This window comes from Paenibacillus humicus NBRC 102415, assembly GCF_004000905.1.
In the GTDB taxonomy this organism is placed as follows: Bacteria; Bacillota; Bacilli; order Paenibacillales; family Paenibacillaceae; genus Paenibacillus_O; species Paenibacillus_O humicus.
This window is the reverse complement of sequence record NZ_BIMD01000038.1, coordinates 1-23,751: the sequence shown is the minus strand read 5'-3', so window position 1 is coordinate 23,751 and position 23,751 is coordinate 1. Positions and strand designations below refer to the sequence as shown.

20 protein-coding genes and 1 riboswitch are annotated in these 23,751 nt (G+C 61.9%); of the genes, 9 read left to right on the top strand and 11 right to left on the bottom strand.

Features of this window, described 5'->3' with window-relative positions:
* Positions 1-94: 94 nt before the first annotated feature.
* The 8 genes from PHU01S_RS19305 to PHU01S_RS19270 form a co-directional block, all read right to left on the bottom strand.
* Positions 95-883, bottom strand: a complete 789-nt coding sequence (locus PHU01S_RS19305; protein WP_127509367.1) for an energy-coupling factor transporter transmembrane component T family protein — start codon at positions 881-883, stop codon at positions 95-97.
* The gene (locus PHU01S_RS19300) at positions 874-2,559 is read right to left on the bottom strand and encodes an ABC transporter ATP-binding protein (RefSeq protein WP_246029285.1); all 1,686 of its coding nucleotides are present in this window, start codon (positions 2,557-2,559) and stop codon (positions 874-876) included. The genes PHU01S_RS19305 and PHU01S_RS19300 overlap by 10 nt, the downstream gene beginning before the upstream one ends.
* 4 nt (positions 2,560-2,563) lie before the next feature.
* Entirely contained in the window at positions 2,564-3,169 is a 606-nt protein-coding gene (locus PHU01S_RS19295) for an ECF transporter S component (protein WP_246029284.1), read from the bottom strand.
* Between the two features lie 153 nt (positions 3,170-3,322).
* A riboswitch (TPP riboswitch) is annotated at positions 3,323-3,432 on the bottom strand.
* A 60-nt stretch (positions 3,433-3,492) separates the two neighbouring features.
* Positions 3,493-4,617 (bottom strand): FMNH2-dependent alkanesulfonate monooxygenase, encoded by a 1,125-nt coding sequence (gene ssuD, locus PHU01S_RS19290; RefSeq protein WP_127509363.1) that lies wholly within the window; start codon positions 4,615-4,617, stop codon positions 3,493-3,495.
* 120 nt (positions 4,618-4,737) lie between these two features.
* A complete protein-coding gene (locus tag PHU01S_RS19285) occupies positions 4,738-5,655 on the bottom strand; it encodes an ABC transporter ATP-binding protein (protein ID WP_021879428.1) in 918 nt (305 codons plus the stop codon).
* Positions 5,656-5,712: 57 nt separating this feature from the next.
* Positions 5,713-6,786: a taurine ABC transporter substrate-binding protein gene (locus tag PHU01S_RS19280; RefSeq protein WP_127509360.1), complete on the bottom strand. Its 1,074-nt coding sequence runs from the start codon at positions 6,784-6,786 to the stop codon at positions 5,713-5,715.
* A gap of 82 nt (positions 6,787-6,868) precedes the next feature.
* Entirely contained in the window at positions 6,869-7,690 is an 822-nt protein-coding gene (locus tag PHU01S_RS19275; RefSeq protein WP_049868758.1) for an ABC transporter permease subunit, read from the bottom strand.
* Positions 7,691-7,902: 212 nt separating this feature from the next.
* On the bottom strand, positions 7,903-8,487 hold the full coding sequence (locus PHU01S_RS19270; protein ID WP_048748271.1) for a TetR/AcrR family transcriptional regulator: 585 nt from the start codon (positions 8,485-8,487) through the stop codon (positions 7,903-7,905).
* Between the two features lie 209 nt (positions 8,488-8,696).
* On the opposite strand from PHU01S_RS19270, the gene PHU01S_RS19265 reads away from it, so the two are divergent.
* Positions 8,697-9,626 (top strand): aldo/keto reductase, encoded by a 930-nt coding sequence (locus PHU01S_RS19265; RefSeq protein ID WP_127509358.1) that lies wholly within the window; start codon positions 8,697-8,699, stop codon positions 9,624-9,626.
* A gap of 223 nt (positions 9,627-9,849) precedes the next feature.
* On the opposite strand, the gene PHU01S_RS19260 is transcribed toward PHU01S_RS19265, so the two are convergent.
* Entirely contained in the window at positions 9,850-12,339 is a 2,490-nt protein-coding gene (locus PHU01S_RS19260; protein ID WP_246029283.1) for a family 43 glycosylhydrolase, read from the bottom strand.
* A gap of 272 nt (positions 12,340-12,611) precedes the next feature.
* On the opposite strand from PHU01S_RS19260, the gene PHU01S_RS19255 reads away from it, so the two are divergent.
* From PHU01S_RS19255 to PHU01S_RS19230, 6 genes are all read left to right on the top strand, one after another.
* Positions 12,612-13,535 (top strand): ArsR/SmtB family transcription factor, encoded by a 924-nt coding sequence (locus PHU01S_RS19255; protein ID WP_048748268.1) that lies wholly within the window; start codon positions 12,612-12,614, stop codon positions 13,533-13,535.
* A 294-nt stretch (positions 13,536-13,829) separates the two neighbouring features.
* On the top strand, positions 13,830-15,212 hold the full coding sequence (locus PHU01S_RS19250) for an ABC transporter substrate-binding protein (protein ID WP_048748267.1): 1,383 nt from the start codon (positions 13,830-13,832) through the stop codon (positions 15,210-15,212).
* A 181-nt stretch (positions 15,213-15,393) separates the two neighbouring features.
* Positions 15,394-16,275: a carbohydrate ABC transporter permease gene (locus PHU01S_RS19245; protein WP_127509350.1), complete on the top strand. Its 882-nt coding sequence runs from the start codon at positions 15,394-15,396 to the stop codon at positions 16,273-16,275.
* A gap of 25 nt (positions 16,276-16,300) precedes the next feature.
* Positions 16,301-17,140, top strand: a complete 840-nt coding sequence (locus tag PHU01S_RS19240) for a carbohydrate ABC transporter permease (RefSeq protein WP_127509347.1) — start codon at positions 16,301-16,303, stop codon at positions 17,138-17,140.
* A 63-nt stretch (positions 17,141-17,203) separates the two neighbouring features.
* Positions 17,204-19,606 (top strand): glycoside hydrolase family 43 protein, encoded by a 2,403-nt coding sequence (locus tag PHU01S_RS19235; RefSeq protein ID WP_218032477.1) that lies wholly within the window; start codon positions 17,204-17,206, stop codon positions 19,604-19,606.
* A gap of 47 nt (positions 19,607-19,653) precedes the next feature.
* Positions 19,654-21,414: a glycoside hydrolase family 2 protein gene (locus tag PHU01S_RS19230; protein ID WP_127509341.1), complete on the top strand. Its 1,761-nt coding sequence runs from the start codon at positions 19,654-19,656 to the stop codon at positions 21,412-21,414.
* Between the two features lie 243 nt (positions 21,415-21,657).
* Here PHU01S_RS19230 and PHU01S_RS19225 read toward each other — a convergent pair whose 3' ends face one another.
* Together PHU01S_RS19225 and PHU01S_RS25895 are read right to left on the bottom strand one after the other, a co-directional pair.
* Positions 21,658-22,041, bottom strand: coding sequence for a hypothetical protein (locus PHU01S_RS19225; RefSeq protein WP_127509338.1), 384 nt, complete (start codon positions 22,039-22,041; stop codon positions 21,658-21,660).
* Positions 22,032-22,202, bottom strand: a complete 171-nt coding sequence (locus PHU01S_RS25895; protein ID WP_157053993.1) for a hypothetical protein — start codon at positions 22,200-22,202, stop codon at positions 22,032-22,034. The genes PHU01S_RS19225 and PHU01S_RS25895 overlap by 10 nt, the downstream gene beginning before the upstream one ends.
* A 242-nt stretch (positions 22,203-22,444) precedes the next feature.
* Between PHU01S_RS25895 and PHU01S_RS19220 the strand changes: the two genes are divergently transcribed.
* Positions 22,445-23,104: a helix-turn-helix transcriptional regulator gene (locus PHU01S_RS19220; RefSeq protein WP_048748262.1), complete on the top strand. Its 660-nt coding sequence runs from the start codon at positions 22,445-22,447 to the stop codon at positions 23,102-23,104.
* Positions 23,104-23,751: alanine racemase (locus PHU01S_RS26720; protein WP_246029282.1), on the top strand; the 648-nt coding region annotated here is incomplete at its 3' end. The genes PHU01S_RS19220 and PHU01S_RS26720, both read left to right, overlap by 1 nt.

Below are 23,751 nucleotides of genomic sequence, written 5' to 3'. Positions count from 1 at the left end.
CCATACACAAAAAAGACCCTGGAGAGAGCAGTTCTCCAGGGTCTGTTTGGGTATTTTAGGAACCGCCGCGACGGCTGCCTCCTGCCTTCGTCCGTCAACGAACGTCGGTTGCGGCAAGCAAGGGATAATGGGTGCCGAGCAGCCAAGCCAGCAGCCAGAGGGCGGCGATGGAGACCGCATACAGGGCATCGATGCGCGACCAGCCATAGACGTAATAGTACGTGCGCTTGCCGCTGCCGCTGCGGAAGCGCCTCGCCTCCATGGCGGCGGCCGTCCGTTGGGCGCGCCGGATGCTCTGGGCCAGCAGCGGCAGGGCATACATCCGCAGGCGGCCGTAGATTCCTTTGCGTCCGGGGCCGGCTCCCCGGATCTGGAGCGCTTGGCGGAGCGTGAAGAATTCATCCGCCAGCAGCGGAACCATATTGAGGGCGGCCAGGAAGCTGTAGGCGTACTTGGACGGCATCCGGAGCTGCTGCATGAGCGAGTAGAACAAGGCGACCGGACGGGTCGTAAGCGCGAAGGCGAGTCCGACCGCCGCGACCTGGAGCGAGCGGAGCCCCAGATGCAGCCCGCGATAGAAGCTTTCCTCCGTGATCCGGATCAGGCCGAGCTCGAACCAGAGCGTAGCGCCGGTCCCGAACATGATCATGCCGGAGGCTGACGAGATGAAGACAAGCAGGAACGGGGAAGCGTACAGCAGCACGCGCAGAGGCGGATGTCCGGTTGCAAGCAGCGGCAGCAGGGATGCGGCTGCGAGCAGGGCCATGACATTGGGGTTGTGGACGAACAGGGCGGCGACGAACAGCAGCACGGACACCGCTAGCTTCAGCGTCGGGTTGACGCGATGCAGCCAGGTTTCGCGATGGGAAAAGGTCAGATGCATGCCGTGCCGCCGCTCCTTTCCGCAACAAGCCCGCCGTCGACTAGCCACTGCCGGGTCGCGAAGCGCCGGACCAGCTCCGGGTCGTGGGTGATCATGAGAATGGCGCAGCCGCCCGAGCGAAGCCGTTCCAACTGCTCCATCATCCGCACCGTGCCGCTCGCGTCGAGGCCGAAGGTCGGCTCATCCAGCAGCAGCAGGCGCTGGCCGCCGACCATGGCCGTTGCGACGCTGAGCCTGCGCTTCTGTCCCATCGACAGCTGATAGGGATGGCGGCCGCCGAGGCCGTCGAGCGCGTAGTTCTCCATGAGCGTCCTTGCCCGGCTGCTGCGCTCCGGTTCCCGCAGCGATCGCGGCAAGGAGTAGGCGAGCTCGTCGAGGACGGAGTCCGTCACGAGCTGGAACTCGGGATTTTGGAAGCTCAGCGCGGCATGCTTGGCCATATCCCCGGGCTTTTTCAGGCTTTGGACCGGAATGCCGGGAATGTACAGGCTTCCCTTGGTCTTGATCAGCTTCATGATGGCGAGCAGCAGCGTGCTCTTGCCGGCTCCGTTGACGCCGGTGACGGCGATCCAGTCGCCGGCGTTCACTGCGAGCGGGCCGGTCCGCACCTTGGGCCGGCCGCCCCGCCATCCTTCCAGACCGTCCAGCTCGAGCAGCAGCTCGGCGGAACGGACGCCAGACGACGGAGCGGTCGCTGCGGGGCGGATGGCGGCATTCCGATCGTAGTCCTCCCAGAAGCCGGGGTACCAGATGCCGTATTCCCGCAGCAGCTCCCGGTGCTCCCGGAACACGAGGCGAGGAGAGCCGTCGGCCTGGATGCTTCCGTCGGGTCCGAATACAATGACCCGGTCCATATCTTCCGCGATGCCGGCAATCTTGTGCTCGACGATGATGACGGTCCGCCCGCCCCAGACGGAGCGGAGCGAGCTCCATACCTGCCGCGTGCCCTCCTCGTCCAGGAGGGCGGTAGGCTCGTCGAGCAGCAGAGCATCGGGCTCCATGGCGATCATGGCCGCGATGGCAAGCCGCTGCTTCATTCCTTGGGACATGCCGGCTACCGGGAAATGGGGGTCTGCCAGGCACAGGCCGACAGCCTCGAGACAGCGAGAGATGCGGGCCGGCATTTCCTCGCGCGCAATGCCCGCGTTCTCCAGCGCGAAGGCGATTTCTTCGTCGGCATACGGCATGCAGAACTGGGAATCCGGATCCTGGAACACATAGCCCGGCCGGGCGGGAACAAGGCAGCAGTCCGCCTTCATCGGGATGCGGATGGCCGCCGGCACCAGGCCGCCGAGCACTTGCAGCAGCGTCGACTTCCCGCAGCCGCTCGGTCCGAGCAGCAGCACCTTCTGGCCGCGTTCGATGGTCAGGCTCAGCCCTTTGAAGAGGAGCGGAGTGTCTTCTCCGGGATATCGGAGCCGCAGGTTCTCTACGCGCGCCGCAGGCCCGGCATGTTGGACGGGCGGCGTCGGCCGTTTCGCTGCAGGCACAGCCTCGTCGGCATGACGCGGCCGTTCGGTGCCGGTTCCGGAGGCATTCGTCATAGAGGGCAAGCGGCCGCTCCCGATGGCGGGCGCGAGAGCTGCAAGCGGCGTCGAAGCCGCGCCGATCTCCCCGCCGTTCGTCGGAGTGTGGCTGCGAATGCAGCCTTTTAGGATGATGTCTGCAGCTTTCATCGCCTTATCCGAGAGCCTCGTAATCCTTGGCCGATGCCGGGCGGATGAGGCTCAGCACGCCGGTGCGCTCCAGCGCCTTGGCCAGCGCCCAGGCGAACAGGCCGGCGATGACGACGCTGCCGAGCAGACGCATGGAGACGAACAAGGTGTAGTTCCAGGCCGTCATTTTATCGATGTAGCTGTAATGCGCGTCGATGAAGATGGAGACGAAGGCGGAGCCCAGGGATGCAAGGACCGTCACGATCGGACCTGCCTTCCGGTACAGGAAGGCGGCGAAGATGATTTCGGCTCCGAGACCCTGCAGCACTCCATAGACGAGCGTCGAGGCTCCCCACGATCCGCCCATGAACGCTTCCAGCGCGGCCGCGGCCGTCTCGGCGAGCAGCGCGGCCCCGGGCTTGCGGATCAGGAGGAAGGCGAAGGTGCCGGCCATGAACCACATGCCGTAGCTGAGCTGCTCCGCATGCAGGCCGAGCGGCTTGAGAATGTCGTACATCGGATTCCAGATGCGGTAGATGATGCCGAAAACGACGGCTACGACAAGCGTGACGAGAATGTCGGCGAGCGTCAGTCCTTTTGGACGGTCGGCATTGGGCATGGCGGTGGACATAAGAAATCAGACTCCCTCTCAAGGAAAATTGGAATGTTCCCCACAGATGGCTGCTGACCCGGCCCGACCTCCTCCGGGGGCATAGGAAAAGCCCGCCGGAAGCCGGCGGGCAGAGGGAATAAAGGCATATCCGCGCAGGATGGGCGCAAGCCCGGCGGCGCGGTGCATTCTCTCTACGCTGGCATTACCCAGATCAGATCAATGGTCAGCGGCATACGGCCGCAGTCTCAGCCCGACTTCATCGAGCCCCCATGCATGCTATGGAAATTGTCCTTACTATAACGTGAAAATCGGGAAGCGGCAAGAGGGATTATGGCCGGCGGTCAGCGGGGAGCGATATTTTCCGCGAGCAGCTCGCCCATCGGCGACCAGTCCGGCTCCGGGGGGCGGGTCGGGCTGGACACGGGCAGCAGCGGGAACAGAAGCTCCGCGATGCGGTACGCCTCCTCCAGGTGGGGGTAGCCCGACAGGATGAACCTGTCGATGCCGAGCGCGGCGTACTCCTTCAGGCGAAGCGCCACCGATTCGGGATCGCCGACGAGCGCGGTGCCGACGCCGCCGCGCACGCGGCCGATGCCGGTCCACAGGTTGGGAGCGATCTCGTCCTGCCCTTCGCTGTCGCGGACCAGCTGTGTCATGCGGCGCTGCCCGACCGAATCGAACCGATCCAGCACGGCCTGCGCGCTCCGGGCGTCCTCCTCGCTGACATGGCGGATGAGCCGGCGGGCTGCGGCCCAGGCTTCCTCCGCCGTCTCACGGACGATGATCTGCACCCGCAGGCCGATGTCGACCTGCCTGCCGAGAGCATGGGCGCGGGAGCGGACGTCGGCGATTTTGGCCGCAACCATCTCCGGCGTTTCGGCCCAGGTCAGATAGGTGTCGATATGCTTGGCGGCGACGGCATGGCCGGCTTCCGAGGAGGCTCCGATATAGAGCGGCGGCGACTTGCGGCCGAAGGGAGGATATTGGAGCCGGGCCCCTTCCACCTGGATATGCCTGCCGTGGAAGGTGACCTCCTCGCCGGCCATCAGGCGATGCCATACTTGCAGGAACTCGTCCGTAGCCTCGTACCGGTCGGCATGGCTCAGAAAAATGCCGTCACCTCGCATTTCATGCGGATCTCCGCCGGTGACGACGTTCACGAGCAGCCTGCCCGAGGAGAGCCTCTCGAACGTAGCGGCCATGCGGGCGGCGATCGTCACCGAGACGCCTGCCGGGCGGACCGCCACGAGAAAACGCAGGCGCTCCGTGGCGGTCATGAGCGCGGATGCGACGACCCAGCCGTCCTCGCAGGCATGGCCTGTCGGCACGAGCATGCCGGTATAGCCGAGCCTGTCGACGGCCTGGGCGATTTGCCGGAAATAAGGCAAGTCGGTTATTTTGGCGCCTTGCGTCGTGCCCAAGTAGCGCCCGTCTCCCATTGTAGGGAGGTACCAGAATAGTTCCATGATGTCTCCTCCTGCATTATTGTCCGATTTGCCTGATGTCGAATTTATGAACGGGAAGCACCCGGCAGGCTGGCAACCTAGGAATGGAATAGCTCCCGTCTTTCCGTCTGAACGATGAATCTAAGGACGGTACGGCTCCTGCCTGGAGGACGGGCCTCCCAGCGGCATGGCTTCCGCTCGTCCGGTGCGCCCTTGCCGGGCTGCGCCTGACGGCGCCCCGTCCGCGATGCGCCCGATCAGCCATTCGCGGAGCTCGGCGAACTCCCGGCTGGATCGCAGCGGAGCCTTTCCTTCCGCATGCAGAGGATTGGCGAAGTCCTCGACGATCCGGCCCGGAGACGGATGCAGGAGCAGGATGCGCCGGCCGAGCAGCAGCGCTTCGTCGACATCATGCGTGATGAAAAGAATGCATTTGCCCGTCTTCCTCCAGATCTCGCCGACATGAGTCTGCATGGACTCGCGCGTCAGGGCGTCCAGCGCGCTGAACGGCTCATCCATGAGGATGATGCTGGGGTCGGCGGCCAGCGTGCGGGCGATGGCGGCCCGCTGTTTCATGCCTCCCGACAGCTGGTGGGGATACATGGACGCTGCGGAGGCAAGGCCGACCAGCTCCAGATAGGCTTGTGCCTTGCGGCGGCGCTCGGCTTTGGGCATGCCGGCCATTTTCAGGCCGAACTCGACATTGCGGGCAACGGAAAGCCACGGGAACAGGTTGGCATGCTGGAAGACGACGCCGACCTTGGTGTCCGGAGCGGAATGCTGTGCTCCGTCAATGACGATGCGTCCCTCCGACGGCTGGATATACCCTGCGATCAGGTTCAGCAGGGAGGACTTGCCGCATCCGGACGGACCGAGGACACAGATGAATTCATCTCCCGCCAGCTCCAGGCCGATGTCCTGCAGCACGGAAGGGGCAGTCGGTGAAGCCGGGCCGTAGCGAAGGGAGATATGCTCCAGACGGATGCGGCCCGCAGCGGCTTCGCCGGGCGGCGGCACAGGCACGGATGCGGCGCCCGTTCGTTGGGCTGTCACGGTCATGGCGGATCCTCCTTAAGGACGGTAATGGCATGCGGGCGATACGCCCGCCTCAGGCCGTTACTTCAAATAAAGATCGCTTCGGATCGCTTCCTGGAACGTCTTCAGGCCGGGCGCGGATTTGATCGACTTCTGCTCGACGAGGAAATCGGCCGTTTCCTTCAGCAGCGCCCCGAAGGCGCCGGGCTTGTCGGGCGTGCCCATATACTCGGGAAGAGTCTGCTCGGAGGCGTCCAGCACGGTGATCTGCTTCATCGCCGTCAGCGTCTCTTCCGGGGACAGGCCGAGCTCCTTGGCGAGCAGGCCGGACGCTTCCTCGGCATGGTCCCGGTAATACTTGGTCCCCTCGTCGAGCACCTCGATGTAGCCTTTGACGGCTTCCGGATACTTGGAGGCGAACTCCTTGCTCACGACGCCGAATTCTCCGGTAATGCCGCCTCCGGCCGCCACTTCCTTGGAGGTGACGATGACCTTGCCGCCGTCCGCGATCAGCTTGGACTGCACGGGCTGCCAGATGTAGGCTCCGTCGATGTCGCCCCTCTGCCACGCTGCGGCCATTTCGGGGGCGGGCATGTCGATGATCTTGATTCCCGACGGATCGATGTTCTTCTGCTTCAAGGCGGAGAGCAGGCTGAAATGGGAAGTAGAGCTGAATGTGGTGGCGATCGTCTTGCCCTTCAGATCCTCCAGGCTGCCGATGCCTGCGGAAGTCTTCACGACGAGCGCCTCGCTCTCGCCGATGATGTCGTGGATGTAATAGATCTCGTCGGGCAGTCCCTGCGCGATGCCGGAAGCTCCCGGCGGCGTGCCGACCATGCCGAAGTCGATGCTGCCGCCCGCCATGGCAGTGTTGACGTCGCGGCCGGCGTCGAACTTCAGCCACGAGACTTTGACGCCGGGAAATTTCTTCTCGGCCAGTCCGAGAGCTTTGGCCATCAGCTCGCCGTTCGGGCTGACCTGATAGCCGATCCGGATTTCCTTGGGCAGGCCGGAGCTTCCGCCGCCTTGGTCTGAGCTTCCTTTGCTGGATGAGCCGCATGCCGTGAGTGCAAGCAGGAGAAGCGCGAGGGAAAGGGCATAGAGAAATCCGCGTCCTTGTCGGCGGAATCCGGTGGAATGGGAAAGTCTGTTCATAGGATGGAGCCTCCTGATCTGATCGGGGAATGGGGAGCTTGGAAAAGAGAGGGGACGGTCGGCTGAACGGGTTGGGAAGCTGTCAGCCCCGAGCCCACGGCGATGCCTTGCGGATCAGCAGCCGGAGAGAGGAATCGATGATGATCGCGATAATTCCCATGAGAATGATGCCGGCATAGATGATGTCGCTGCGAAGATATTTGCTGGCGTCCAGCACCATCCAGCCCATGCCGGAGATGGCCGCGACCATCTCTGCGGCGACAAGCGTGGAGTAGGTGACGCCCACGGCGGTGCGCAGGCCGGTCAGCACATCGGGAAGGCAGGACGGCAGGATGACGTAGGCGTACAGTCTCCAGCCGCGCGCGCCCAGGGAGCGGGCGCCGTTGATGCGCTCTGCCGGCACCTGGCGGCTGCTGTGGACGGCGGCAATGAACAGAGGCGAGAAGCCGCTCAGGAAGAGCAGGACGATCTTGGACTCGTCGGCGATGCCGAACCAGAGCACGAGCAGCGAGTAGTAAGCGAGCGGGGGAAGAGGGCGGTAGAATTCGACGAACGGATCGAATACGGCCCTCAGCCAGCGGTTGCGTCCGCACAGGATTCCGAGCGGCACGGCCGTGACGGCCGCCAGCGCGATGGCGATCAGAATCCGGCGCAGGCTCGCTCCGACATGGGCGGCGAGCGACGAGTCCTTGTAGCCGTGCTGCGCGATATCCGCGAAGGCGGCCCAGACGTCGGCGGGCGGCGGCAGAAACAGCGGACTGACCCAGCCGAAGCGTCCGGACAGCCACCAGAGCAGGAGGACGGCTAGGACGGAGCCGGCCGAGACGGCTGCCGGCAGCAAGCGGGACTCGGCGCGGCTGCGCCTTGCTTCCCTTTTGTTCGCGGCGGATGGGGCTATGGCCATGAGAGATGCTCCTTTCTGCAAGGAATGGGGCGCCGAAGCGCTAGATGGACGGCCTGCCGGGGAACAAGTCCGCCCGGCGAAGCGGCTTCCGGCGCCGGCGCATGGAGAAATCAGGCGCCGGGCACGATGGAATTGCAGGATGAGATAGGCTGAAACGCAAAAAAATCAATCCCTTAGCTGCGAGGATTGATGCTTCCGTTGGTCGGATCGAATCAGGGATATTCGGTTGGAACTCCTTGCCGTTGCCGTGCCGGTGATGACGACGGTGCATCCGCCAGTTCAAGCAGCGCGTCGAGCACTTCGGAGCGGAGCCGAGGCTCCAGCGGGGCGAGATGGAACAGCTCGCAGAAGAACAGTCCGTCCGCAGCCAGCCGGGCGATCGTAGCCAAGGCGGGGGAGCGGCTTTCGGAGACGATCCGGCTCTGCCAAGCCTCGTACCTTTCCCTCATGGGAGCCAGCAGGGCGGGGTTGCCGGAAGCGGCTGCCAGAACGGCGGCGCTCGTCTCCAGGTCTTCGGAGCTTGTCTGGAAGCTCTGGGTCAGATAGGCATGCGTCCATGGATGGGATCCGCAGCCTTCCACAGCCCTGGCCTCCGTCTGGGTTTCGAAGCGGTCCAGGAAATCGTCCAGCGTCGCCTGGATGAGCGCTTCCTTGGTGGGGAAGTGGTACAGGAGGCCTCCCTTGCTGATGCCCGCCTCGCGGGCGACGGCGTCCAAGGTCAGCTTGGAGGCTCCTTGCTCGCGCACCACCTTGCAGGCGATGCGGAGAATGGCGTTTCGTTTTGAAGCGGCGGCCATGGCGCACCTCCTGCCGTTACTATACGGACCGGACGGTACAGAAGTCAATGAAAAAATAATTATTCCTAGCGGATATGTTGGTTTTGTAGTATTGCCAGCAGGCGGACACCGGCATGAATCGGGCCGACAGGCTAGATTCCGGAAGCCAGGCCGGGAAAGTTGCTTGGGCATCTCTCCAGGAGGTAATCTGTGGATAAGGAGGGATGGACATGAAGTATCGCCGTTTAGGCAAAACGGAGCTGAACGTGTCGGTCGTCGGCATCGGCACCTGGCAGTTCGGCGGGGAATGGGGCATGGATTTCGCGCAGGGCGAGGTCGACGCGATTTTGGACAAGGGCGCCGAGCTCGGCATCAACCTGATCGACACGGCCGAATGTTACGGAGACCATCTGTCGGAAGCTTTCATCGGAAACTACATCGGCAGGCGGAGACGCGGGGACTGGATCATCGCGACGAAGTTCGGCCATCATTTCCATGAGCGGTTCAAGCGTACGGACGTCTTCTCTGGAGACGATGTCGTGAGGCAGCTGGACGCGTCGCTGAAGGCTCTGCAGACCGATTATGTGGATCTGTATCAATTCCATTCCGGCCCGGATGCCGCCTTCGACAGCGACGAGCTGTGGACGGCGCTGGACAAGCAGGTGCAGGCCGGCAAGATCCGGCATCTGGGCACGTCCATCGGCAGCAACGACAACCTGCATCAGACGGCCGCCTCCTCGAAGGTCGGCTCGCAGGCGATCCAGGTCGTGTACAACCGGCTCGACCGCAAGCCGGAGGAGCGGGTATTCCCTTCCTGCCTGGAGCAGGATCTCGGCGTGCTGGCGCGGGTGCCGCTGGCGAGCGGCTTCCTGAGCGGCAAGTACAAGCCCGGCACGGAATTCGGCGAGACGGATGTGCGCCATCGCCAGGACGCCGGGCAGGTGAGGCAGCGGCTGGAGGAGGTTCGCCGGATCGCGGAGGAGGAAGTGCCGGAAGGCGTCGGCATGGCTGCCTGGGCGCTCGCCTGGTGCCTTCGCCATCCTGCCGTTACTTCCGTCATTCCCGGCTGCAAAAATCCCGAGCAGGTGCAGGGCAACGCAGATGCGGTGAAGCTCGTCACGGAGCCGCATCCGCAGGATGTGCCGGATGACGGCAGGTAGACCGGCAGCGAAGCTCAATTGATCCTGGCCATGTCCAACAAGGCGGCGCGGCGAGCATGACGAAAATGCGCTGACGCCGTCGTCTTGACGGGCCCGCATGCGAAGGAACGACCCTAAAGCCCTGCCGGACCGCGCTGGATCGCGGTCCGGCAGGGCTTGCTTATTTGCCCGAGGTTTTCGAATGAATGCTTGAAGCTTGCTTTATAGCCTGAACCTTGCTTGTTCAGCTAGGGCTGGCGTAGACGGAGAAGTTGTCGAACCGGGCGGCATTGTTCATGGAGCGGAGGCCGGCCTTGCCATGCAGGAACGGAAGGGCGCTGTTGTCGGCATAACTCAGCCTGGGGGCATTCATATCGTCCACATAGACGCGGATAGAGTTCCCCTCGGCGGACACCTTCATCCGGTGCCAGACCCCTGCGGCGAGCGCGGCCGGCGCCGAGGCCAGCGTTTGGTAGCCGTAATTCATTTTGCCTAAATAAACTCCGTCGGGCTTGATGAACGCATAGTAGGCCTGGATGTAATCGGGATTGTTCGCGAGCACCTTGCCGTTCGACGGATTGGCCGCCCGGACCAGCACGCCGGCGTCCCCGGTCGTCCCGACCAGCTTCACATCCGCCTCCACCGTGTAATCGGACCAAAGGCCGGAGCCGATGACCGTCTTGGCGGGACCCCCGGCAGCCGCGCTCAGCTCGCCGGATACGACGGACCAATCGCCTTCATACCGCGTCCAGCCGTTGTCGTTGCCGTCGTTGAAGTCGTCGGCCAGCGGCGAGGGCGCCTGCCCCCTCTCGAACGACAGGCTGCTGAAGTCGAACTCGCCCTGGACCGTCTCGAAGCGGAGCTCATGATAGCCGGCGGTCAGGTAGAGGCCCTTCTTGGAGACGTTCACCCAATTCTCCCAGCCGCCGCTTCCGGCCGCCTGCACGACTCCGGTCAAATCCGCCGCCCCGTCCCAGACGCGGAAGCTGACGTTCGGAAAGGTTGTGGCGAGCCTCGCGGTCATATCATACGTGCCGCTCTCCGCGACATTGACCCGGTAGAGCAGCCATTCCCCCGTCTGGTTCCAGCCGACGACCTCCTTGCCCTCCGCCGCGGAGGAGCGGATGTCCACCGCATCGCTGCGATAGGAGCCGCCGATATTGGCAGGCGTCAGATCGTGATAGCCGGTCCCTTCCCCGCCTTTGCGGTAGTGGACGGCTTCGATCGTCCCTGGAAGCGGCTTGTACGCATTCCAGGCGCTGCTCCCTCCGACGTCGTTGCTGAACGCCGTGTAGCCGAAGTCGGCATGGGCGTCTTGAGTCGCATAGCCGATTTTCCCGCCGCCCAGACCGTTCACGGTGCGGGACTGCTTTTTCATGCCGTCGACGTAGACGGCAAAGGCCGAACCGCTCTTCTCCACCCGGATCTGATGCCACTTGGTATAGTCATAGCCTGCAGGGAGGGAGGAATATTCCCAGCCCTGGCTGACGCCGCCGACCACGAAATGGGTTTCGAGACGATTCAGCCTGCGGTTCAGGACGGCCGTTCCGTAGCTGTTCTCATCCGCATAGGAGAATACGGCTCCATACAGCGGCGAGGAGCTCGTTCCCATCTTCATCTGCTTGGCATGGAACTCGGCCGTGTAATCGGCGGCTGTCGAGGCCGCCGTTACTTGCCGGTACCAGGCCGTCGTCCCGATCGTATCCTGCCACATCAGCTCCTGGTTGTAGATGCCCCAGGTTCCGCCGCCGACATTGGTCCAGCCGGAGCCGATCGCGGTGCGAGCGAAGCGGTCCTCGAACGAAGGAGCGGCCGGATTCGGCTGGCTCGACGTCGTCGGACCGAGGACGGACATCCGGTCTCCGTTCCAGACGATGCGGTCCAGATTCATTTTGCGCCCCGGATAGACGGAGTTGCCTTGGGAAGCGTGGCTATGGTACACGATGTAGTCCGAATCCAGATCGGGACCCTTCACGATGGAGTTGTGTCCGAGGCCGACGTTGGAGCCCTCCGTGGAAATCAGGATCGGGTTCTGGCTCCGGGCAGGCACGAAGCCGGAGAGAGGAGAGGTTCCGGACGCGTAATCGACTCTGTAGGCGGTGCTCCAGACATGGTTGCCGGTATAGGTCATGAAATACTTTCCGTTGCGCTTGAACGTCGTGGAGCCTTCCGTCCATCCCGCCATCGACAGGCCGGTCGATCCCGCCGCTCCGAAGGCGGTCGGCGAAGTCATCGGACGGGAATCGATCCGGTCCGCGCCGGTGGAGTAAAAGTACCATTTCCCGTCGTCGTCGATGAAGACGCTGCCGTCGATGCCCATGCCGAGATTGCCGGTCTGCGGCGTGAACGGACCGACGGGACTGCCGCTCGACAGGACGTAATGCCCGCCGCCGCCCGGAGAAGTGTACATGTAGAACATTCCGTTCCAGTAGACGACCTCGGGCGCATAGGCGGCCTTGGTCACCGGATCGGCGGCGCACAGCCCGCGGTAAGTCCACGAAGCGAGATCGGTGGAGGACCATACCTTCACGCCGATCTGGTCATCGACCGTGCTGACATAGAGGTAATAGACGCCGTTGAATTTCAGGATGTAAGGATCCCCTTCTCCGTAAAAATCCCCATTGGCCCACTTCCAGGAGGAAGCGAGGGCATACGGATTGCTGTAGGCATGGGCGGCGGAAGGGAGCAGGAGCAGAGCCGCGGCAGCGGCAAGAAACGATTTCCATTTCTTCATCGGGACCTTCATCTCCTTTGCAAGTGCGGATGGGAGAAACGCGGCTATACAAGGATGGAAACAGAGAGCTTGGCTTCACTTCTCCTCCTTTCTCTCGTTTGATTTGATAGCGCTTGCAGATCGGAGTATAGCAAAACCGGAACCGATGCGGAAGATATAATTTTAAAATATATGTATTAAAACAATATTTAATGTTTGTTCCAGTAAAACTGGACATATGAGTGGATTAAGCCTTATATTATTGGAAGAATGTCAGGAAAGGAGTTTCGATCATGCTTGAGCTGTCTATTGAAGACCCCGACCGGCTGGTCAAGGTGGCGCATGCGCTCAGCACGCATACCCGGATCGGAATCATCCGGCTGCTGCTGTCCAAGCCGAACGTGAATATTATCGAGATTGCCGAAGCTCTGGATATTCCCGTATCGACGGCGGCGACGAACGTGAAGGTGCTGGAGGAGGCGGAGCTGATCCTCACCGAGCTGCAGCCGGCTACGCGAGGGGCCATGAAGGTGTGCAGCCGGAACTTCGACGATGTGCGCATGATTCTGAATCCGATCGCGTTCTATCACAACACGAGCAAGCTCATCGAGGTCGAGATGCCGATCGGGCACTTCATCCAGTTCGACATCCAGCCTACCTGCGGCATGGCGAGCAGCACCGGCATGCTGTTCGCCGAGGACGATCCCGACAATTTCTATCACCCGGACAGCCGCTCGGCGGAGATCATCTGGCTGCGCAAGGGCTGGGTCGAATACCGCTTTCCCAAAAAGCTCCCGCAGGGAGCCAAGGTCACATCCCTGGAGTTCTCCCTGGAGCTGTGCTCGGAGGCGCCCAATTACAACAACGATTGGCCTTCGGAAATTACGGCCTGGATCAACGGCAAGGAAATCGGCTCCTGGATATCGCCGGGCGATTTCGGCGACCACCGGGGCAAGCTGAATCCGGCCTGGTGGAACGACAACAGCACGCAGCACGGCCTGCTCAAGACATGGGGCGTCGATGAGGGGCGCAGCACGATCGACAACGAGCGCTGCTCATCCGTCACGCTGGACGACCTGGACCTGCAGGACAAGCCGTACATCAGCTTCCGCATCGGCCTGAGGCCCGACGCGAAGCATCAGGGAGGAATGAATCTGTTCGGCAAAGGCTTCGGCGATTATCCGCAAGGAATCGTCATGAGGCTGCAGCACGATTAAGATGGTTTCCCGCAAGGCCCGCCGTCCGGTCAAGGACTGCGGGCCTTTTCCGTTGGCGCGCCTAGGATGGAGATAGAGAAGTCATCCTTCAAAACAAAAAAACGGAAAGAAAGCGTTGACATAAAGGGATTGAAACCGTTATATTCTGGATATAAACAAATAAGTTGTAACAAAACAAATATTCGGAGTGGATGATCCGGCCCATTGCAATCGGCGCCCGATCCTTACGGAAACGCGGCTCCGGTGTTTGGTCCTTATTTGTTTCAAGCCACTATTGTCAGGGGGAGCGTATCCATGGTTCTGAAAAGCAAATGGTCCGCCGTATCGCTTGCGCTTGTGCTGGTATCGGGAATGGGATTGTCGGCCTGCTCCGGCAACGGGGGCGGCGCGCCGGCTCCGAGCGGAGAAGCTTCGTCTCCATCGCCGACATCGGGAGCGGCAAGTCCCAAGGCGGACTCCAAGTCCGAGATCGAGTTCATGGGGTGGGGCGGGGACAGCGAGAAAGCCGTCTTCCAGAAGCTGATCGATGCCTACATGAAGGAACACCCGGATAAAAAAGTGAAGTACACCGTCGTTCCGTCGGGCGAGTATTACCAGAAGCTCGACACCCTGATCGCCGCCAAGAAAACGCCGGATGTGTTCTATGCCGGCGGCGCGCACTTCAATAAGCTCGCCAGCAGCGGCCTGCTGCTGAACATGGACCCCTATCTAGAAGGCAACCAAACGATCGATCCGGACAATGTGTGGAAGCAGGGGCTGGACCGTTACCGCTACGACGGCAAGACCGTCGGCCAAGGCAGCCTGTACGGCCTGCCGAAGGATGTAGGGCCGTGGGCGCTTGCCTACAACAAGGATTTGTTCGACAAGGCCGGCCTGCCTTACCCGAGCGCCAAGGCGGGAGAGTACACCTGGGACGACATGATCGCCGACGCCAAAAAGCTGACGACGGCCAACGCGCGCGGAAAAATCGACACGTTCGGAGTCGCCGCCTATTCGACGGAGTCCGCGGTATGGGCCAACGGCGGGGACTGGATCGACTACAAGACCGGCAAGGTGACGATCGATACGCCGGAATTCGCCCAGGCGATGCAGTTCGTGGCGGATCTCAGCCTCGTCCACAAGGTCAGCCCATCCCCGGATGACGAGAAAGCCCAGAACGGCTACGCCCGGTTCGTCGCGGGCAAAGTGGCGATGTTCCCGATGGGTCCTTGGGATCAGCCGGGCTTCTGGAACGTTCCGTTCAAATGGGATATCGCCGCCTGGCCGGCAAGCCCGAATACGGGCAAAACCGCGACCTGGCTCGGCTCTCTCGGATTCGTCGTGTCCAAATCGACGAAGCATCCGGAGGATGCGTTCGCGCTGGCTTCCTATCTGAGCCTCGACCGGGAGTCGCAGAAGCAGAACTACGAGCTCGGGCAGGCGGTGCCGAACCTCGTCGACATGGCCAAGGGCGAGTTCCTCCAGATGGACAAAGCGCCGCAGAGCCGTCAAGTATTCCTCGATATCATTGAAGACTACGGACGTCCCCCGATCGAGGTGAACTCCAAGAGCGTGAAGTGGATCGACACGTTCTGGCAGGATGCCAGCCAGGTGTGGACCGGCAAGAAGACGGCAGCGGAGTTCGTCAAGGAAGAGCAGCCGAAGCTGCAGAAAATCTACGACGAAGACAACAAGTAACAGGCTTGGCTCGGAAGGAGAGCGGCTCAGACGGAGGCCGCTGAAAAACAGGCGAACGGCGCGGAATCATTCGGCACAACCGGCGATCGGAAGAATGTTCCGCGCACGCGGCGCCACCTTTTTCAGCAGTCTCGCGCTTTTGCCGCCTCCCCTTCCGGCTTCGTGCCGGGGAGGAACGTTAATGACAGGCTATCGGCGTAAAGAAATGCTTTGGTCCCTGCTGTTTATCACGCCGCCGGTTCTCGGCTTTCTCATCTTCGGGCTCGCGCCGCTCATAAGCTCGCTGGGCCTCAGCTTCATGTCCTGGGATATGATGTCTCCGGCGAAGTTCATCGGCCTGGACAACTTCGGGAAGCTGGCCCAGGACGAGAAGTTCTACAAATCCATGTACAACACGTTTTATCTGCTTCTGGGAATTCCGCTGGGCATGATCGCAGCCATGGCGCTGGCGCTCATGATGAACCGTCCGCTCAAGGGCGTAAGCCTCTTCCGGACGATCTATTATATCCCCGTCATTTCGCCGATCATCGCGGTCTCCCTGCTCTGGCAGTGGCTGCTCAACTACGATTACGGCATCATCAACGAGTTCATCTGGAAAATCTTCGGCGTGCAGGGTCCGAACTGGCTGGGAGATCCGAACTGGGTCAAGCCGTCGTTCCTGCTGATGGGATTATGGGGAGGAGTCGGCGGCACGATGGTTCTCTATCTGGCCGGACTGCAGGGGATATCCTCCAGCTACTACGAGGCGGCGGAAGTCGATGGCGCGAAGCGGTGGCATCAATTCCGCTTCATTACGCTGCCGCTGCTGTCGCCTATCCATTTCTTCGTCGTGGTGATGGGCGTCATCGGCACGTTCCAGTCGTTCAGCCAGATGTATATTCTCGCAGCGGACGGCGGGCCGGAGTACAGCGGCGCGACGATCGTGTACTACATTTTCCAGGAAGCGTTCAAATACTTCAATATGGGCTTCGCCAGCTCGGTCGCCTGGGTGCTGGGAGTCATCATCTTCATTCTGACCTTGATCCAATTCCGCTTCTCCAAGCGTTGGGTCTACCAGGACTAAGCGTTCCTTACAGGAGGAGTAGACTATGGCCAGAGAAAGACGCTTGATGAACAGCTTGATCTATGTGCTGCTGCTGGCCGGCTCGATCGTCATGCTCGGGCCGCTGGCGTGGACGCTGTCGACCTCGCTCAAGATCCAGCAGCATGTATTCGACGTTCCGCCCCAATGGATTCCGAAGCCGTCGACATGGAGCAACTATACGGATGTATGGTCCAAAGCTCCGCTGCTGCACGGCTTCCTGAACAGCGCCATCGTCGTGGTCGCGGTGCTGTCGGTCGGATTGTTCGTCGCCTCCATGGCGGCTTATTCCTTTGCCAAATTCCATTTTCCGTTCAAGGAGGGAATCTTTCTCGCCCTGCTCGGAACGATGATGATTCCCTATTCGGTCGTCATGATTCCCCAGTACATCGGATTCTCCGAGCTGGGCTGGGTGGATACGCTGCTGCCGCTCATCGTTCCGGGGCTGTTCGGGAATATCGTGACGATCTTTTTCTTCCGGCAATTCATGCAGGGCTCCATCCCGAACGATCTGATCGACGCCGCCAAAATCGACGGCTGCGGCTATTTCCGCACGTTCGCCACCGTCGCGCTGCCCATCGCCAAGCCGGCGATCGCGGCTCAAGCGGCTCTCGGCTTCATGGGCATCTGGAACGATTTCATGGGACCGCTCATCTACCTGCATACGCCGGAGAGGCAGACGATTCAGGTGCTCATCGCCAGCATGCAGTCGAATTATATCTCCACATCCAATTATCCCTCGCTCATGGCCGCTTCGCTCATCGCGCTCGTGCCTGTCATCATCGTGTTCTTCATGGCCCAGCGCTACTTCATCGAATCGCTCGCGATCAGCGGAATCAAAGGCTGAGCCGCGGGGATGGAACCGTCAGAAATCAAAAGAAGGAATCGGCTTCTGCTGCTCCTTGGCGGCATGGCATGTGCGGCAGGAGCGGCAGCCATCCTTTGGGGAAGGGGAGAAATGGATATGAATCCGGCCGCGCGCACCACGGTGCAGATGGGGACTTCCTATCAAAATCCGATGACGCTCCCGCAGGAATGGGAGGATTACGGCATCGGCGATCCTTATGTTCTGCGGCATGACGGACAGTATTACCTGTACTGCAGCACGAAGGACGGACGGATCGGCGTGAAAGCCTGGAGCTCCGCCAATCTGACGGATTGGACCTATGAGGGACTGGTCGCCGAGGAGCCGGTCACGGAAGGGGCGTACGCTCCCGAGGTCGTCTACTGGAACGGATCGTTCTATATGTATACCTCTCCGGCCGGCAAGGGGCATTACGTCCTGCGCAGCGAGAAGCCGACCGGACCGTTCCTCGCGCAGACCGACAATCTGGGCCTCACGATCGACGGCTCGGTGTTCATCGACGACGACGGCAGCTGGACGTTCACGCATGCCGAATTCGGCGGCATCATGGCCGCGCCGATGAGCGACCCTTATACGATCGGCCCGGGAGAGAAGCTTGGCGCCTCGCTCGGCCACTGGACCGAAGGATCGATGATCATCAAGCGCGGGGGCAAGTATTACATGACCTACACGGGCAACCATGTGTTCAGCCGCGGCTACCGCGTCAACTACGCCGTCTCCGACGAATCGCCGGCAGGTCCGTACCGGATTCCGGACAACAATCCGATCCTGATCTCCACGGAGGAAGGGTTCAACGGCCTCGGCCACAGCTCCACCGTGCTCGGACCCGATCTCGATTCCTACTATATCTTCTATCACAATCTGGAAGGAAAATCGGCTGAAGGGCCTCCCGTCCGCCATCTCAATATGGACCGGCTCGCCTTCAGCGGCGACAAGATGGGCGTGCTGGGCCCGACCTGGGGCATTCCGACGGAAGCGCCCAGGCTGCCGATTTTCCATGACCGGCCGGGCTCGGCTCCCTCGCCCGGGAAGTGGGAGCAGGCCGCCATGCCTGCTTCCGGCGGCCATGCCTGGGTGAGCAAGCTGAGCACCGACACACGCTATACGGCCGAGTTCAATGCCGTCGTCCAGCCGGACGGCAAGGAGATTGAAGCGGGCGGCGAGGCGGCTCTGGAAGTGCTGCTCTCCTACCGGGACGAACGCAACAGCCGAGTCCTGCGTGTAGACGGCCGGCAGAAAAAGCTGGTCATGGCGGAGCAGGCGGGCGGGGCGGAAAAGACTGTCTTCTCGGCCGATCTGCCTCAGGGGACGGAACTGAACGTCCTCCACGCGCTTCGGGCCGAATCCGATGGCGACGGGACGAGAATTTATTGGGACGGCCTGCTGCTTGCCGACGTGAAGGCGTGGACGGGACAGCCCGGAAAGATCGGCTACCGATGGCCGCAAGGCTCTCAGCCGCAGCTTGCCTATACCGCCTTTTCCAATGAAGCCGGAGGCAGCAGCGACCGAAGCGCCGTCAAGCCTGTGCCCGGGACGCTGGAGGCAGCCCATGCTTCCGGCAATCCTTCCTCTCCGATCAAGGCCGGCGCGGCCGGCACGCCGGACGGGAGTCTGGCCGCGGAGCTGGGGGGGAACGGGGAGCTGGCCTTTCCCGTTCAGGTGAAGAAGGACGGCCGCTACCGGATCGCCGTCATGGCGGAGCTCGGCTCGGAAGGAGCCGTGCTGGAGGTGGAGGCCTCGGGCCGGAAGCTCAAGGCGGAGCTTGATGCCGCCCTGTTCGCCTCGGAGTCGGACTGGACGAAGGTGCCGCTCGGAGAGCTGGAGCTGAAGGGCGGATTGCAGTGGCTGACCGTCAAGCAGACGTCTTCCGGGGTTTCCCGCCTCCGTTATATCGAGCTGCTGGAATCGGCGGAGGTAGACGGCTCGGCGCAGGCCGAGCTGGAGAAGCAGGAGCTGTTCGGCAGCTGGGAGCAAAGCGAGGCCGGCAGCCGGATCGCGGAAGCCGGCCGCGACAGCAAGCTGCTCGCGGGCGACGTCCGGTGGGGCGACTACGAGCTCGATTTCCGCCTTCAGGCGGACGGGGAGGATGCCGGAGAAGCGGCTGTGCTGCTGCGGACGAGCCGGGAATCGGACTACCCGGCTCAGGTGGCGGACTCGTTCATCGGGTATCAGCTTCTGTTCCGCAGCGGCAGGATCATCCTCGAGAAGATCGTGTACGAGAGGAAGGAAGAGCTCGATTCGGCCTTGCTGGAGCTGCGGCCCGGCCAGCCGTCCAACGTATCCGTGAAGCTGGAGGGCAGCCGGATCCGGGTATTTCGGGAAGACGGGGAGCCGCTTCTGGATGTGCTGGACCCCGATGCGATCCTGCAAGGAAGAATCGGCTTTCGCTCCTCGTCCCGGGACTGGATCCTTTCCGGTCTTGAAGTGCGGCCGGTCCGCCATGAATGACAGAGAACGCTGCGACCAGGCGCGTTAATGGAACGGGAGAGAAGACAATGACAACGAAAAGATACATCAAGGACTACCCGAGGCCGCAGTTCGTGCGGGACAACTGGATCAATCTGAACGGAGCCTGGCAGTTCGGCTTCGACGACGGCAACGAAGGAGAGCGGCTGGGCTGGCCGGAGCGGTTCGGCGGAGATCGGACGATTGAAGTCCCGTTCACCTATGAGACCAAGGCGAGCGGCATCGGCGACGAGTCCCATCATGCCTATGTCTGGTACAGCCGCGAGCTGGACGTTCCGGCCGAGGCGGAGGGCAAGCTTGCCCTTCTCCACTTCCAGGCGGTGGATTACAAGGCCAAGCTGTGGATCAACGGAAGTTATGCGGGAAGCCATCAAGGCGGTTACGCAGAGTTCCATTTCGACATCGCCCCTTATCTGAAGTACGGGCAGAGCAACGTGATTACGGTGAAGGCGGAGGACAGCCTCGACGCGGCCCAGCCGCGCGGCAAGCAGCGCTGGGTGAAGGACAGCTTCGAGTGCTTCTATGTCCAGACGACCGGCATCTGGCAGACGGTCTGGCTGGAGTATGTGGAGCCGTCCTATGTAGAGGCCGTCAAGATGACGCCGGATCTGGATGCGCGGTCGATCCGGTTCGAATACCAGGTGCAGGGGGCCGGAGCGGCGGACGATATCACCCTGGAGACGCTCGTCAGCCTGAAAGGCAAGCCGGTCAAAAGGGTGAGCCTCGCGATCGACCGTCCATGGCTGCAGCTCGATGTCGACCTCGTCCATGAAGCCAACGGCCCCTGGAAGCACTGCCACTGGTCGCCGGCCCATCCGAATCTGTATGACGTCGAGTTTATTCTGTACAAAAACGGCGCCGAAATCGACCATGTATACGCCTACTTCGGCATGAGGAAAATCTCGATCGAGAAAGACCGCATCCTGCTGAACAATGCCCCCATCTACCAGAAGCTGATTCTGGATCAAGGCTACTGGCCGGATACGCATCTGACGCCGCCCTCGGAGGAAGCCATTCTCGAGGATATCGACAAGCTGCTGGAAATGGGGTACAACGGCGTCAGGAAGCATATGAAGGTGGAGGATGCCCGCTTCCTGTACTGGTGCGACGTGAAGGGCGTGCTCGTATGGTCGGAAATGGCCGCCACCTTCGAATTCAACGACCGGGCGGTGGAGAGGTTCACCCGGGAATGGATGGAGGTCGTCAGGCAGCAGTACAATCATCCGTCCATCATTACGTGGGTGCCGTTCAATGAATCGTGGGGCGTCATGAACATCGCCAAGGATGTCCGGCAGCAGAAGTTCACGGAAGCGATCTACCATCTGACGAAGGCTTTCGATCCGAATCGCCCGGTCGTGTCCAACGACGGCTGGGAGCATACCGTCTCCGATATCCTCACGCTGCATGACTATGTCGAGAGCGGAGAGGAATTCCGCCGTCGGTATGCGGGCAAGGACGAGATCACCGGCAACCTGCGCAGCTTCAACCACTGGAAATACGCATTTGCGGACAGCTACGCCTACAAGGGGCAGCCGGTCATCGTCAGCGAGTTCGGCGGCATCGCCTTCCAATCCGAGGAAGGCTGGGGCTACGGCAATCAGGTCGGCTCGGAGGAAAGCTTCCTGGATCGGTTCCGCAGCATCCACGAGGCTATCCAGCAGACCGAATATATCTCGGGCTACTGCTACACCCAGATCACGGATGTGCAGCAGGAGGTCAACGGCCTGTTGACGGAGGACCGCAAGCCCAAGATTGCACTGGAGAAGATCAGGGAAATCAATTCCTTCTAGATTTTGGAACCAAAACGGGATGAAGCCGAGAATTCGGCTTCATCCCGTTTTTGTCTTTTCTATTCGGCCTCTACGACTACTTCTGCCCAGGTCGTGGCGGCCGCACCGCCCGGGGCGGGAATATCATCCGGGCTGATGACCGAGATCAGGTACTGGCCCGGCTCCTTCAGCGTCACGCTGGCGGCGAAGGCTTCACGTAACCGGAGGAAGGCTCCGGCAGCGAAGGCTCCGGCAGCGACAGATTCAGCGTCCCTTCTTCCGTATAAGAGACTGGAATGGAGTCGGGATCGGAGACGGTCGGCCGACGGAGATGGGGACGCTGCCGGCCGAAATGGCTCCAACGGTAAACAGATTGGCGACGGGGAGCAGCTTGACGGTGAAGGAGGCGCGATCGTAGACGCGTCCGTCCACCTTGATGTCCTTGCCCGCCGAATTTCCGCTCGATCCGCCGCCTCCGCCGGCTCCGAGCGGCTGCATGACATCTGGAGAGTAGAAGCCTTTCTCATAGAGGACGGCGAAGGACGTCTCGGCAGAATCGGTGCTCCAGGACGGCTTCAGCTTCTCCATCATTTTGCTGCTCCAGTTCAGCCGGACCATTCCGTCCGCGTAGGAAGGGCTTATGCCCAATCGCGGCGACCGGCACGGGTGATGCCCTTGCTCAGGAATGGCGCCGGAGTCTCGGGGTCCGCGATGATGTCGCCTTGCGGGCTGAGAAGGCCCGGCTTGCCGATCGGGAAGACGAGCTCCTTCCAGCAGGACTGCAGCTCCTCCTTTATTTTGATCCGCACCTGGCCTGGCTTCGGATCCCAGTCGACGGACGCCGCGGCGCCGGTCTGGCGCCGCGTTCTCAGAGGGACATGGACGCGGCCGTTGGGAGGGATCGGCTTATCCGTCTCGGCTGAATTTCAAATTGGTTGCCCATCTTGATATGAATAAAAGTTAGAAAACAGAAAAAAAGTTTGCCGAGAAGAAGGAGCGGGTGTAGGATAGGAGGCAAAGAGAATTCAAGCGGTCATGAGGAGCGGTGGGAATGGAATCGGTATCGCAAACGCTGCCGCTGCTGCGGGAGCTGGCGCAGGGCATCGCGGCCCAGTTCGGAGAGCGCTGCGAGGTCGTCGTGCACGACTGGTCGCAGCCTTATGAAAGCACGATCGTGCATATCGAGCACGGCCATGTGACGGGACGGAAGGTCGGCGATCCCGGCACGAACCTCGGACTCGAGGTCATGAGAGGCACGTCGGAGGGCGGCCATCGGCAGAATTACGTCACCCGGACCAAGGACGGACGGCTGCTGAGATCGACTTCGATCTACTTGAAAAATGACGCAGGAACAGCGATCGGCGCCCTGTGCATCAACTTCGACATCTCGGAGCTGCTCGCCGCCGAGAAGGCGCTGCAGGGGCTGGTCGGCATGCAGGAGCTGCCGCCGGTCCAGGAGTCGTTCGTCAGCAACGTCGGCGATCTGCTGGATTCGCTGATCCAGGAGGCGGAGGACGCCGTCGGAAGGCCGCCTGCGCTCATGAGCCGCGAGGAGAGGATCCGGTTCATCGCGCTGCTGGACCGCAAAGGCGCGTTTCTGATCAAGAAGGCGGGCGAGAAGGTATGCGCCTATCTGGGCATCTCGAAGTACACGCTTTACAGCGATCTGGAGGAAGCCAAGGCGACGGATGCGGAGGGGGAGCAGAGCTGATGGGCGAGAAGGAACGGGAAGCAATGGAAGCAGGCGCTCCTGAGCGGGAGGAGGAACGGTCGGGGCAGGAGGCCGCCGCCCAGGCGGTGATTGAAGCGTCGAAGGGGCCGATAGGGTCAGGCGACGGTCGGCTGGGTGGCGAAAGGAAGGCGGCGCCGGAGCGGATGGATGGCGGAAATAAGGCGGGGCAAGCTGTCGAGGCAGCGCCGGAGCGGATGGATGGCGGAAATATGGCGGAGAAAGCTGTCGGGGCAGCGCCGGAGCGGATGAATGGCGGAAATATGGCGGAGAAAGCTGTCGAGGCAGCGCCGGAGCGCGGCTGTCTGCCGGGCGGGGAGCTCGGCGATGAAGGGCCGCAGACGCCCTTCATCCTCATCCGCAGCGCCCGCGTGGACGCCAATATCGCGTCCATGGCGGAGGCGGCGGCGCGGCGCGGCGTGAAGCTGCGCCCGCATGTGAAGACGCACAAGCTGTCGGAGCTTGCGGCCCGGCAGCTTGCTGCGGGAGCCGTCGGCATCACCGCCGCCAAGCTGTCGGAGGCGGAGGTGATGGCGGATGGCGGGATCGGCGATATCTTCATCGCCTATCCCGTCATGGGCGCCGCCAAGGCGCGGCGCGCCGCAAGCCTGGCGCAGCGGTGCCGGCTC

Excerpts from the sequence above, each read along its gene's own strand:
- PHU01S_RS19235 (WP_218032477.1), top strand. The coding sequence starts at position 17,204 with ATGGCATGTGCGGCAGGAGCGGCAGCCATCCTTTGGGGAAGGGGAGAA.
- PHU01S_RS19240 (WP_127509347.1), top strand. The coding sequence starts at position 16,301 with ATGGCCAGAGAAAGACGCTTGATGAACAGCTTGATCTATGTGCTGCTG.
- PHU01S_RS19255 (WP_048748268.1), top strand. The coding sequence starts at position 12,612 with ATGCTTGAGCTGTCTATTGAAGACCCCGACCGGCTGGTCAAGGTGGCG.
- PHU01S_RS19260 (WP_246029283.1), bottom strand. The coding sequence starts at position 12,339 with ATGAAGAAATGGAAATCGTTTCTTGCCGCTGCCGCGGCTCTGCTCCTG.
- PHU01S_RS19265 (WP_127509358.1), top strand. The coding sequence starts at position 8,697 with ATGAAGTATCGCCGTTTAGGCAAAACGGAGCTGAACGTGTCGGTCGTC.
- ssuD (WP_127509363.1), bottom strand. The coding sequence starts at position 4,617 with ATGGAACTATTCTGGTACCTCCCTACAATGGGAGACGGGCGCTACTTG.
- PHU01S_RS19270 (WP_048748271.1), bottom strand. The coding sequence starts at position 8,487 with ATGGCCGCCGCTTCAAAACGAAACGCCATTCTCCGCATCGCCTGCAAG.
- PHU01S_RS19275 (WP_049868758.1), bottom strand. The coding sequence starts at position 7,690 with ATGGCCATAGCCCCATCCGCCGCGAACAAAAGGGAAGCAAGGCGCAGC.
- PHU01S_RS19250 (WP_048748267.1), top strand. The coding sequence starts at position 13,830 with ATGGTTCTGAAAAGCAAATGGTCCGCCGTATCGCTTGCGCTTGTGCTG.
- PHU01S_RS19285 (WP_021879428.1), bottom strand. The coding sequence starts at position 5,655 with ATGACCGTGACAGCCCAACGAACGGGCGCCGCATCCGTGCCTGTGCCG.
- PHU01S_RS19245 (WP_127509350.1), top strand. The coding sequence starts at position 15,394 with ATGACAGGCTATCGGCGTAAAGAAATGCTTTGGTCCCTGCTGTTTATC.
- PHU01S_RS19300 (WP_246029285.1), bottom strand. The coding sequence starts at position 2,559 with ATGAAAGCTGCAGACATCATCCTAAAAGGCTGCATTCGCAGCCACACT.
- PHU01S_RS19230 (WP_127509341.1), top strand. The coding sequence starts at position 19,654 with ATGACAACGAAAAGATACATCAAGGACTACCCGAGGCCGCAGTTCGTG.
- PHU01S_RS19280 (WP_127509360.1), bottom strand. The coding sequence starts at position 6,786 with ATGAACAGACTTTCCCATTCCACCGGATTCCGCCGACAAGGACGCGGA.
- PHU01S_RS19220 (WP_048748262.1), top strand. The coding sequence starts at position 22,445 with ATGGAATCGGTATCGCAAACGCTGCCGCTGCTGCGGGAGCTGGCGCAG.
- PHU01S_RS19305 (WP_127509367.1), bottom strand. The coding sequence starts at position 883 with ATGCATCTGACCTTTTCCCATCGCGAAACCTGGCTGCATCGCGTCAAC.
- PHU01S_RS19295 (WP_246029284.1), bottom strand. The coding sequence starts at position 3,169 with ATGTCCACCGCCATGCCCAATGCCGACCGTCCAAAAGGACTGACGCTC.